The following is a 12,437-nucleotide window of genomic DNA, read 5'->3' on the forward strand; positions in this document are numbered from 1 at the left end:
GATGAGACCCATCTAGAAGAACACTAAACTATCATTAATAAAATAATAATTTAATAGACATGTTCAAACTGAAGGGGTATTTAAATCGGTTGAACCTTATAGAGAGGGCGGTAATTATGATGACTACAGCAGAACAAATTCCATTCCAATTAATTTTAAATAGTGGTAATGCACGAAGCTTTGCAATGGAGGCACTTCAATTTGCCAAACAGGGGAAAATGGCAGAGGCTGATGAAGCGATGGTAAAGGCGAAAGAAGCGATCAATGAAGCGCATCATTTCCAAACAGAGCTCATACAATCAGAAGCAAGAGGAGAAAAAACAGAGATTAGCGTTCTTTTAATACACGCACAAGATCATTTAATGAATGCGATTACAGTAAAAGAATTAGCAGCAGAATTTATTGACCTTTATAAAAAATTAGAAGCGAAAGGGGAATAAAGCATGACTGGAATTAAAATTGCTACAATCGGCGGTGGATCTAGTTATACACCAGAGTTAATTGAAGGATTTATTAAGCGTTATGATGAGCTTCCTGTTCGTGAAATTTGGTTAGTAGATATTGAGGCAGGAAAAGAAAAGTTAGAAATCGTTGGTAACTTAGCGAAACGTATGGTGAAAAAATCTGGTTTACCAATCGAGGTACATTTAACACTGGATCGTCGTGAAGCATTAAAAGGTGCTGACTTTGTAACAACGCAGCTTCGCGTAGGTTTATTAGAAGCTCGTGCAAAAGATGAAGCAATCCCGTTAAAGTATGATGTAATCGGTCAGGAAACGAATGGTCCTGGTGGTTTATTCAAAGCGCTGAGAACGATTCCTGTTATTTTAGATATTTGTAAGGATATGGAGGAGCTTTGTCCAAATGCATGGTTAATTAACTTCGCGAACCCAGCTGGTATGGTAACAGAAGCTGTCCTTCGTTATACAAATATTCAAAGAGTAGTTGGTCTATGTAACGTTCCAATCGGAATCCGCATGGGTCTTGCAAGATTACTTGAAGTAGATGCAAGTCGTGTCCACGTTGATTTTGCAGGTTTAAATCATATGGTATACGGACTAGATGTATACTTGGATGGCGTAAGTGTAATGGATCGTGTGTTGGAGCTTGTAACAGATCCAGAAAAGCAAATTACGATGGAAAATATTGCAGCGCTTAACTGGGAGCCAGACTTTATTCGCGGCCTTCGTGCAATTCCATGTCCATACCATCGTTATTACTACAAAACACGTGAAATGTTAGAAGAAGAGAAAGAAGCTTCAGTTGAAAAAGGTACACGTGCAGAAGTAGTAAAACAATTAGAAGATGATTTATTCGAGTTGTATAAAGACCCGAACTTACATATTAAACCACCACAATTAGAAAAACGTGGCGGCGCTTATTATAGTGACGCAGCATGTAGCTTAATTACGTCTATTTACAATAATAAAGGTGATATCCAGCCTGTTAATACACGAAACAATGGAACAATTGCAAGCTTACCACATGATTCGGCTGTTGAAGTGAACTGTATTATTACGAAAGAAGGTCCAAAACCAATTGCAGTTGGAGACCTTCCCGTACCAGTTCGCGGTTTAGTACAGCAAATTAAATCATTTGAGCGCACAACAATTGAAGCTGCTGTTACAGGGGATTATCATAAAGCGCTGCTTGCTATGACAATTAATCCACTTGTACCATCAGATAAAGTTGCAAAACAAATTTTAGATGAAATGTTGGAAGCACATAAAGAATATCTTCCACAGTTCTTTAAAAAGGTAGAGAAGTAAAAGCGGCGCTATTTAGCCCGCTTTTTATTTTATTAGGAGGTATTACGATGATTAAGTTAATTGTAAACGCAGATGATTTCGGTCTTACAGAAGGTACAAATTACGGCATTATTGATGGACATATAAATGGACTTGTAAATTCAACGACGATGATGATGAATATGCCAGGAACAGAGCATGCGGTACGCTTAGCAAAAAAATATAACCTACTCGGAGTAGGCGTACATCTCGTATTAACAGCAGGAGAACCGCTTCTTGGAGACGTACCATCACTTGTAAGTAAGGATGGAGTGTTTCATAAACAAAGTGTCGTATGGGAAGGGAAGGTAAATCCGGAAGAAGTCGAGCGAGAATGGACTGCTCAAATTGAGAAGTTCTTATCTTACGGATTGACACCAACTCATTTAGATAGTCATCATCACGTGCATGGATTACCGATCTTGCACGATGTTCTTGAGAGATTAGCGGCTACATATAATGTTCCAATTCGTCGTTGTGAGGAAGAGCGAGCAGTACGCCCGTTTTCTGACGTGTTTTACAGTGACTTTTACGCCGATGGTGTGACGGAAGATTACTTTTTGAAGTTAAAAGAAAGAGTACAAGATGAACAAACGGTAGAAATTATGGTTCATCCAGCTTATATTGATCCAGAGCTTGTGAAGCGTTCTTCTTACGTAATGGATCGTGTGAAAGAATTGTGTATTTTAACAGAGAGCGAGTTGCCTGAAGGAATAGAACTTGTGAAGTTTTAATAGAAAAACGACGGCTACATAATGCCGTCGTTTTTTTATTTACAAAATGGATAGAATATATCCGCCAAAGGCTCCGAGTATAACGATAACCCAAGGTGGTGTTTTCCAAAAAGTGAGCAAGCAAAATAGAAGAGATGCAAAAACAAAATCTATAGCGTTCATAATTGTGCTCGTCCAAATAGGATCATAAAAAGCTGCTAATAAAATACCGACAACAGCTGCATTGATTCCAAGTAGTGCGCCTTGTATGTAAGATATTTTTCTCACACTGTCCCAAAATGGTAAAACACCAATAACGAGCAAGAAAGCAGGAAGAAAGATCGCAATTGTTGCGAGTATTGCCCCAAGCGTCCCGTTTAACACAGTTCCTATATAAGAAGCGAATGTAAATAGTGGACCTGGTACAGCTTGTGTTAATCCGTATCCAGTTAGGAACTGTTCTTTCGTCATCATTCCGTTTTGTACGAACTCACCTTCAAGAAGGGGTAGCACGACGTGTCCGCCTCCAAATACAAGTGCGCCAGAGCGATAGAAACTATCAAATAAAGCGATGTAATATGAGAACGGTCTTAATATTGGTAGCAACAGTAATAGTCCGAAGAATAAGATGAGACAAGAAACTGCTATCGTTTTTGAAATAGGTACTTTTATATGTTGAGATTGACTAATTGGTTGGTTGCGATATAAAAACCAGCCGATAAAGCCAGATACTATAATGAGAATGACTTGTGTCCAGCTACTTGGCCATAATAAGGCGATTGCGGCAGTTACGATAGCAATCGTCGCACGATTTCGGTCTGGCGTTAATTTTTGCGCCATTCCCCATATGGCATGAGCAACAATGGCGACTGCTACAAGCTTTAGTCCATGAATCCAGCCAGCACTTCCAAGGTCGAACTGATTAAGGAACGAGGCGAAGAAAACTAAAACAAGCACAGACGGTAGAGTGAATCCAATCCATGAAATAATAGCTCCTAATACCCCGCCTCTTAATAATCCAACCCCCATACCGACTTGACTGCTAGCAGGACCAGGAAGGAATTGGCATAGTGCTACTAAATCTCCATAGCTTCGTTCATCCATCCATTTTCTTTTTTGTATGTATTCGTGGTGGAAATAGCCAAGATGGGCGACAGGACCACCAAATGAAGTAAGTCCTAATTTAAATGAGACGAGAAAAATCTCTAATAATGTGTGAAAAGTGTATTTGTTATTTTCCAAAATGACCTCCTAGAATGTTTTTCTAAGTGCATTATACAAGAGATAGTAAAGCGAAAGGAACGATTCTAATGTAAAGATTGTGTGAATCTTTTCTTCGTAATTAAAACTTGAAAAAGTCATAAATGATTATGTATAAACCATAAAGTAGTAGAAGTAGTGCTGGGAAATTTATATAAGGAGAATGCCCGTATGACAACACATTTCTTTGCGAGGTTAACAGGGAAGAGGGAACTACCTCCTGTAAATACAGAAGCTTATGGTGTAACAGAGTTTATATTTAGTGATGATTTAAAGAAATTACAATATCGGATCATATTGAAAAACATCGAAAAAGTTACATCATGCCAAATTCATTTAGGAAAAGCGGATCAAATTGGTCCAGTGGTTTTAAATTTGTTTGGCCCAATAAAGCAAGGAATTAGTGTAAATGAAGGAGTCGTGACCGGTGTAGTCAATGTGGAGGATTTTGAAGGGCCTTTACAGGGGAGAGCGTTTGATAGCTTACTTCAAGAAATCATTCAGGCAAATGTATATGTAAATGTTTATACGAAGTCGAATAAGAAGGGCGAAATCAGGGGGAGAATCAGAAAAGTAAAGAAGTAGAAAAAAGGCTGTCCATTTTGGAACAGCCTTTTTTTCTATAAGGTGCAAATTTTAGCGGTTATTGTCGGTAAATCGATATATTGTGAAAATCGCTAATATAATTCGCGTTACGGTCGATATATTTAAAACACTGCTTCGATTAATTTTTTACAGGCTGATTTTTAATGAAGAAGTCCATGATATAAAACACTTCATCATCAGGGATTTGTATTTCAAATGTATTTTCAATTGGTTGTAATGCTTTTTTCACTTTCATATACATCCAGTACTCATCTTGTCTTCGTTTCTCTTTATCTGGATGAGGGAGGAGGCTTTCTCCTTTTTGAAGACGGTCAACCATACAGCTCATATGCAGAATCACACCCATTAAGCTGTCAGGAGTTAGCTGTAAGGAAATTAATTCTTGAATTGTATTTAATGAGTAACGAATTGTTTTAATAAGTAATGCTCCGTCGTTCCGCTGCATTTGTTGTTCCAGAATATCAGCCATTTTTGCATATGTTTCTTCATACGTAATTAATTCTTGAATTGGCTGAATCGCTGTGTAGTTTACAATGTCTTGGAAATGGTATGTTAAGCATGGCACCTGCACATCGAAATTTGTGACGATACAAATGATATTCCGCTCTTTTTTTATGTTCTCAATCATTTTCGTTAAATCTTTTTCATGGACGATACTAATCGGAATAATTTCAATTAAGTCTTTGTCAAATCGCAAATAGTTCTCTAACATTTTTTGAATAGCTAAAGCACTGCCTTCCCCAGTTAAACAAGCTGTTAAAATAACAGACTTCATTGGTGATAGTGGCTTTTTCTTTTCTTCTTGTACGTTTAAGTAAAACGGTGTTAAGTTCTTCACTGTCTCATACAATGCATCTAACGAGTAGCCAAGTTGAGCTTTTCGAGCTGCTTCTAGTGCATGTGGAGTGCTTGTCATGGAAAGAACACGTACCGGAATTTTGAACTCAGTTTCTAATATATCACCAATATAAGCGAGTGAGCCCATATCGACGAGTAAGAGAAGTCCATTTACATTTTGGAGTGTTTTCATATACACTTTCACACGCTCTAAGAAATCTTTCGGCGATTCATGTAACGGCATATCGATACCGGTTACTTCCTCAATGCCGAGCAGTTCGTTTGCGACGTTTGCCATTTCTGTTGCGATGCCGTTGCCGTGCGCTAATATTAATACTTTTACTTCTGTTTGTGAGGCAGGAATTGGATCAACAACGAAGAACATTGTTAAAAATCCTGCTTCATCAATAGGCATTGTTATTTGTAATTCGTCCTCCAGTAGTTGAATGCATTGCATAGCTACGGAAAAAGCGTCTTTATATTTCGTACGAATTTGATTTAATTGTGGGTGATGAATTTGTTTCCCAGCTTGCAAACGTTGTAGAGTTGTCTGTACATGTAAGCTTAAAGCGAGAAATACTTTTTCATCAAACGTCTTAGATAAATGCTTTTCAGCAAGTTCCGCAATTCTTTCACATACGGAAACGATATTACGATCCACAATTTTAAAAACATTTTCATGACTTGTTTTTTTAGAAATTTGGTTAAAATATTGTACGAAAAAGCTTTGAATATCATTTTCTATTAGTAATTCTAATTCGTCTTCTTCAATACCGCGAGCTTGAAGTTCTTCGTATTTATAATCAATATAATCGTAAATAGAAGACCGTTTTTCATTCTCAATTTTATGATTACTCCAACCTTCATCACCTGTAAATATAAATGTTTCATTTGGTATTTGGTATAGATGACGGCTCTTTCTTTCAATGAATAACCCTTCTTTCATATACCAAGGTAAATCTGTACTTGAAACATAGACAGAGTCACGTTTCTTTGTCACAAGGTCAGAATAGGCTTTCGCACAGGCAATTTGTACATCCGTTTTTAATTGCCCGATGTTATTGGGACAATTGTAAAAGACGAAAGCGCGCATTGTATTCGGACTAACGTGAATTTCTTTTCGCAGACGGATTGCTTCATTTGTGAAAAATAGTTGCAGTAAAGCAAATCGTTCTTTATGTGTACGCTCACGAAGTGGTGGCAGCGTAACAGTCATTGGTATACGTCTTGTAAATGTTTTTAATAAAAATGAATTTGGTTCTTCTGTTGTTGCAGTAATGATTAATACTTGTGCTTTACGCTCGTTTTCTGTTTCTCCAAGGCGGCGGTATACCCCGCGGTCAATAAAGGTGAAAAGCATTTCTTGTCCCTCTGGAGGAAGGCGATGTACTTCATCTAAGAAAAGGATCCCTTCATGTGCTTTTTCAATTAACCCTTTTTGATCACTTGCCCCTGTATAAGCTCCTTTTTTAATCCCAAATAACTGCCCCAGTAGTAGCTGTGGATTATTTGCGTAATCGGCACAGTTAAAGACGATAAATGGTGCATTTTTAGGAAGCTGTTCAACTTCAATTGCATATTCGTGCATTAAAGAAGCGAACATAGATTTTCCGACCCCTGTTTCTCCTAGCAGTAAAGTATGCATACCGTTTGGAGGATAGAGAATAGAAGCTTTCGCTTTTTCGATTGGGATTTTAAGGCTTGTATTTTCAATTGCAAATGTATCTAATGAAGTCATTTCCTTTGAATGCGTTTCCAACGAAGCGTTCGTTTCTATATAAAAACGAACAGGACGCGTATTTGTTTTTAATAAACGTTTATCTTTTACAAGTTTGTTTAAGTCGCTACTTACATTGGCACGATCTAGTTGCAACAGGGTAGCGAGTTCTGATGCGGTTACACCTTCTATATAATTGCCTTCTTGTATTGCGTTAAAAATGAGATCTATTCGTTTCATTTCTATTCACCTCGAAACTTCATCACTATTTAAAATTTTACACAAAAATGGGAAGGGTGGGAAGAGAAAAATAAAACAGCTTTAGCATATAGGCACTAAAGCTGTTACAATCTTGTGTCTTTCCAAAAGTTCACTTCGAGATGAGAAGATGGATTATAGGGAAGAAGTTTGTATCCTTGTGACTGTAAGTAATCAATTACTTTAGGCAGTATTTGTACGGTTACACTCGAATCATGCATTAAAATCACTTCGACTTGTTCATCACTCTGATTACGTACTCTTTCTAGTATGGCAGAAGGATTGTCATAGCTTTTCCAGTCATATGTATCGATTGTCCAATCCCACATTTTATACTGGGCGGATACAAGTGCATCACGGTAATTCTTTTTTAAGTAAGGCATGCTACCATACGGGACACGAACGAGATGTGTATTTAATTTTGTAACTTGCTGAACAATATTTTGTGTTTGTTCCATTTCTGTAATTAAAGCGGATGGATCACCAGTGTAAAGGCGTTTTACATCGTGTGACATACTGTGAAGTCCGATATAATGCCCCTCTTTAATTAATCGTTGCATTGTTTTTTTATAATGTGGTACTTTTCCGCCAATAACAAAGAAAGTTGCTTTTCCGTTCTTTTCCTTTAAGATGTTTAAAATTTGCGTAGTATATTTGTTTGGTCCGTCATCAAATGTTAAGTACGCGATTTTTTGGATAGGAGAGGTAGTTTCAGTATTTGGATGATGTTCAGCAGGGGGCATTGTAGTTGCTCCTGCATGAGATGACACGTACATAGTAATTGTTAAAAATAAAATAACGTATTGAAATACTCGCTTGATCATAACATTCACCCTCAGTTTGACAATCAAGATGTAAAAAAGAAAATATAATCCTTTTCTTATTATGTATATCTTTCTCCAATAGTGGAGCTCTCAAACAATCTATATTTTGGAAATATAAAATGATGAATAAAAAATAGCATCCTCTTATAAGAAAGAGGATGCTATTTGAATATTTCATAATTGTAAAGTCTATACTACAATTAGTCTTCTCTTTTTTTAACCTTTTTATAGAAGGAAATAATTGGTTTGTAACGGTCGTGTACAAGACCGATTACTTCAGCGACTATTTCAGTAATGAAAATTAAAGCAAACAGAAGAATCATTGATATCCATAGCGTCGCTTTAGTGAAAAAAATAGCATTTACACTAAAAAAAATACCAAATGCATAAATGATGAGCACCGTCGTACGATGAGAGAATCCCATTGCTAGGAGACGGTGATGTAAATGAGATTTATCTGGTGCTGAAATTGGTTTTTTATTTACAATACGACGAATAATCGCAAAAGTTGTATCAAATATAGGTACACCTAAAATGATAATTGGAACAAGGAAACTAAATAGCGTTACACTTTTGTATAATCCCAATAAAGATAGGATGGAAATACAATAACCTAAAAATAGGGCGCCGGTATCTCCCATGAAAATCTTTGCTGGATGGAAATTATAGAATAAAAATCCAAGCGTACTTGCAAGTGCGATAAGTGCTAATGGCAAGATAATAACTGCACCAGTACCCATAGGGCTGGTGAGGGCCATGTAAGCCAATGTTGCTAGAACGATTGATGAAATTCCAGCGGATAATCCATCTAAACCATCAATTAAGTTGATGGCATTTGTAATGCCTACAATCCAAAAAACTGTAATTGGATATGCGAGCCATCCAAGTTCAGTATCCCCGATAATTGGTATATATAGTACCTGTACTAATAATCCACTTTTTACAATTAATATAGCAACTAATAGCTGGCCACCAAATTTTACTTTTGCTGATAATTCATACATATCATCTAAAATCCCAATGATAATGATGATGATAGCGCCTAAGCTTATTGATAACATTCTTTGTTCGTATAACCCACCAACAACAAAACCTACAGCTACACCGATAAAAATTGCTAATCCGCCAAGACGGGGCATGATTTTTTGGTGTACTTTACGCGCGTTTGGTTTATCTGTTGCTCCTATCTTAAATGCTAATTTAATAACGAAAGGAGTAACGCCGAGTACAGTGATAAAGGATGCCAAAATGGCATAAATCACTTGTGAGTCCATTAATACCCCACCTTTTATATTTAAACGTAATTTTTAGATGTTTTTTCTGAAAATTTCGATGATTATTTACAGGCTCATAACATATGGTATCACAAAAAGATTAGAATTCAATCTTTTTTTCTTTGTACGGCAAATGGAAGCAGATAGAATATATGACAATTGTATAAAGAATGTTGAATCGTTTGAGAAGGTTAATCGTATTGTACTTTAGAATATGACATTTTATCTGTTTCTTCGATAATGAATATTTTTATTTCAGTATTATAAGTGTTACACGTAGAAATGAGTAAATTCCATGTTAAAATGTGGGAATTTATTCACATGAACGGGCAGTAAGGCTTCCACCTCAAAATTTAGTTGAGGCAAAGAATTTAGGTGGGAACCTTAATTCCTGTAAAATCTCGATTGGTTTAACTAATAATTAGTAGAGGATGAATGCCCCGCACTGAATAAAGTTTTATTTTATATTCTTGCATGTAATTTTACAAAAACTTAAAAAAGAATGGAAAAAGTAATTCATATAATAAAGAAGTAAAAGAGTTTTCTCATTTTTAATGTGAGAGGGGGAAGCACAGGGAGAATTCTATGTATTCGTGTATTTTCTATTGTATATTCCTGTGCGAAAAGGAAATGAAAATTACGATAATAGGTACCGGATACGTTGGATTAATTACAGGAGTAGGATTGGCAATGTTAGGCCATTCAGTCACATGTTTTGATATAAATGATGAGAAAATTGAACGGATAAAGCAAGGAGATCTGCCTATTTATGAAGCGGGTTTATATGAATTAATAAATGATGCACGTGAGAATGATTGTTTAACTTTTACAACAAGTAGAGTAAAAGCATTTTACGATGCAGAATTTATATTTATTGCAGTTGGAACGCCATCTTTATTAGATGGGACAGCGGATTTAACATATATTCGAAGTGCTTGTGACGATATTGGAACATATACGACGAATGACATTATTGTCGTTACGAAAAGTACGGTTCCTGTAGGTACAAATGATGTTATGAGGGGATGGATTGAGGAGAAATTACAAAATAGATATGAATTACATATCGTATCGAATCCGGAATTTTTACGGGAAGGTTCAGGGATTTACGATTTTTTTCAGGGAGATCGTATTGTAATTGGAGCAGATAATGAGGAAGCGGCACGAAAAGTGGAGAATTTGTATAGTGAATTACGCTTAAAAACGTATGTTACAAATATAAAAAGTGCAGAGATGATTAAATATGCATCTAATGCTTTTTTAGCTACGAAAATTAGTTTTATAAATGAAATTTCTAATATATGTGAGCAGGTAGATGCAGATATATTAGATGTAGCTATAGGGATGGGAATGGATAAGAGAATTGGAGCGTCTTTTTTAAATGCGGGCATTGGTTATGGGGGTTCGTGTTTTCCGAAAGATACGAAAGCCCTTGTGCAAATTGCAGGGAATGTTTCTCATGATTTTCGTTTGTTGAAAGCGGTTATTGAAGTGAATAATAAACAACAGTTGTTACTGGTTGAAAAAGCAAAGAAAATAATAGATATGAATAAAAAGCAGATTGCAGTTCTTGGCGCAGCGTTTAAACCGAATACTGACGATATAAGAGAAGCACCGTCCCTTGTTATAATAGAAGAATTAATTAATATGGATGCAGATGTGATTCTATATGACCCGCAGGCTATTCAAAATGTAAAAGGTGTGTTTGGAGAGACTATACGCTACACCGGATGCATAGATGAAGCGATTAGAGAAGCTGATGCTGTTTTTATTTTAACAGAATGGGAATCAATACGAACTTATCCGTTAGAGAATTATGTAAAGCTTATGAAGGAGCCCATTCTATTTGATGGGAGAAATTGCTATACTAATGAGGATGCCAAGAAGCAGGGATTAGATTATTACTCGATCGGGCGAAAAAGCATCCGTAATAGTAATACTTTTTTTATTAGTTAAAAAATGCGTGTATCTAGGTATGGTGATATATGTAAGGTGGGAAATTGTAACTAGTGAAAGAAAAGAGGTAATAAAATGACTGAACGTTTAAAAGTAATGACAATTTTCGGGACACGTCCAGAAGCAATTAAAATGGCACCTCTTGTGTTAGAGTTGCAAAAACATCCAGAAAAAATTGAGTCGATTGTGACTGTAACAGCGCAACATCGTCAAATGTTAGACCAAGTATTAAGTATCTTTGGAATTACGCCAGATTTCGATTTGAATATTATGAAAGACCGCCAAACTTTAATTGATATTACAACGCGTGGTTTAGAAGGTTTGGATAAAGTAATGAAAGAAGCAAAGCCGGATATTGTACTTGTACATGGTGATACAACGACAACATTTATTGCAAGTTTAGCTGCTTTCTACAATCAAATTCCAGTAGGGCATGTTGAAGCAGGACTTCGTACATGGGATAAATATTCTCCATACCCAGAAGAGATGAATCGCCAATTAACAGGCGTCATGGCAGATCTTCATTTCTCACCTACAACAAAATCAGCAACGAACTTACAGAAAGAAAATAAAGATGAGTCACGCATTTTCATAACAGGGAATACAGCGATTGACGCACTAAAAACGACTGTAAAAGAAACATATAGTCATCCTGTACTAGAGAAACTTGGAAACGATCGTCTTGTACTTATGACAGCTCACCGCCGTGAAAACTTAGGAGAGCCAATGCGTAATATGTTCCGTGCAATTAAACGTCTTGTTGATAAGCATGAAGACGTACAAGTTGTGTATCCGGTTCATATGAACCCAGTTGTTCGTGAGACAGCGAATGATATTTTAGGCGATCATAGCCGCATTCATTTAATTGAGCCGCTAGATGTAATTGATTTCCACAATGTTGCAGCTCGTTCATATTTAATGTTAACTGATTCTGGTGGTGTACAAGAGGAAGCGCCGTCACTTGGTGTACCGGTTCTTGTTCTTCGTGATACAACAGAGCGCCCAGAAGGTATTGAAGCAGGTACATTGAAATTAGCAGGAACAGACGAAGAGACAATCTTTGGTCTTGCTGATGAGTTGTTATCAGATAAAGAAGCTCATGATAAGATGTCAAAAGCATCTAATCCTTACGGTGATGGCCGTGCATCAGAGCGCATTGTAGAAGCAATTTTACAACACTTTAATAAGTAAATAAAAAAGAGCCA

10 protein-coding genes are annotated in these 12,437 nt (G+C 36.5%); 6 read left to right on the forward strand and 4 right to left on the reverse strand.

The annotated features are described in order from the left end of the window. Positions 1 to 116 precede the first annotated feature (116 nt). Genes AC1Q8N_RS20040 through chbG form a run of 3 tightly spaced genes read left to right on the forward strand, consistent with a single transcriptional unit; the run spans position 117 to position 2,521 of the window. Positions 117 to 440 (forward strand): PTS lactose/cellobiose transporter subunit IIA, encoded by a 324-nt coding sequence (locus AC1Q8N_RS20040; protein ID WP_000989050.1) that lies wholly within the window; start codon positions 117 to 119, stop codon positions 438 to 440. A gap of 3 nt (positions 441 to 443) precedes the next feature. Next, a complete protein-coding gene (celF, locus tag AC1Q8N_RS20045; RefSeq protein WP_048542541.1) occupies positions 444 to 1,769 on the forward strand; it encodes a 6-phospho-beta-glucosidase in 1,326 nt (441 codons plus the stop codon). Between the two features lie 47 nt (positions 1,770 to 1,816). Then, positions 1,817 to 2,521: a chitin disaccharide deacetylase gene (gene chbG, locus AC1Q8N_RS20050; RefSeq protein ID WP_493521349.1), complete on the forward strand. Its 705-nt coding sequence runs from the start codon at positions 1,817 to 1,819 to the stop codon at positions 2,519 to 2,521. A 39-nt stretch (positions 2,522 to 2,560) separates the two neighbouring features. Here the strand turns inward: chbG and AC1Q8N_RS20055 are convergent, their stop codons facing one another. Next, a complete protein-coding gene (locus AC1Q8N_RS20055) occupies positions 2,561 to 3,742 on the reverse strand; it encodes a chromate transporter (protein WP_098819714.1) in 1,182 nt (393 codons plus the stop codon). Between the two features lie 189 nt (positions 3,743 to 3,931). On the opposite strand from AC1Q8N_RS20055, the gene exsM reads away from it, so the two are divergent. Next, positions 3,932 to 4,345, forward strand: coding sequence for an exosporium regulatory protein ExsM (exsM, locus tag AC1Q8N_RS20060; protein ID WP_048542536.1), 414 nt, complete (start codon positions 3,932 to 3,934; stop codon positions 4,343 to 4,345). 139 nt (positions 4,346 to 4,484) lie between these two features. Here exsM and AC1Q8N_RS20065 read toward each other — a convergent pair whose 3' ends face one another. From AC1Q8N_RS20065 to tagO, 3 genes are all read right to left on the reverse strand, one after another. Then, positions 4,485 to 7,160 (reverse strand): sigma-54-dependent transcriptional regulator, encoded by a 2,676-nt coding sequence (locus AC1Q8N_RS20065; RefSeq protein WP_493521350.1) that lies wholly within the window; start codon positions 7,158 to 7,160, stop codon positions 4,485 to 4,487. 104 nt (positions 7,161 to 7,264) lie between these two features. After that, entirely contained in the window at positions 7,265 to 8,002 is a 738-nt protein-coding gene (locus AC1Q8N_RS20070) for a polysaccharide deacetylase family protein (protein ID WP_098047293.1), read from the reverse strand. A 200-nt stretch (positions 8,003 to 8,202) separates the two neighbouring features. Next, a complete protein-coding gene (gene tagO / locus AC1Q8N_RS20075) occupies positions 8,203 to 9,276 on the reverse strand; it encodes a UDP-N-acetylglucosamine--undecaprenyl-phosphate N-acetylglucosaminephosphotransferase TagO (protein WP_048542533.1) in 1,074 nt (357 codons plus the stop codon). Positions 9,277 to 9,861: 585 nt separating this feature from the next. On the opposite strand from tagO, the gene AC1Q8N_RS20080 reads away from it, so the two are divergent. Further along, complete coding sequence (locus AC1Q8N_RS20080) at positions 9,862 to 11,232, forward strand: UDP-glucose dehydrogenase family protein (RefSeq protein WP_493521351.1); 1,371 nt, start codon at positions 9,862 to 9,864, stop codon at positions 11,230 to 11,232. A 75-nt stretch (positions 11,233 to 11,307) separates the two neighbouring features. Beyond that, positions 11,308 to 12,423 (forward strand): non-hydrolyzing UDP-N-acetylglucosamine 2-epimerase, encoded by a 1,116-nt coding sequence (gene wecB, locus AC1Q8N_RS20085; protein ID WP_000140139.1) that lies wholly within the window; start codon positions 11,308 to 11,310, stop codon positions 12,421 to 12,423. The last annotated feature ends 14 nt before the right edge of the window (positions 12,424 to 12,437 follow it).

The sequence above is a fragment of the Bacillus sp. GW823-FHT06B01 genome (assembly GCF_058952315.1).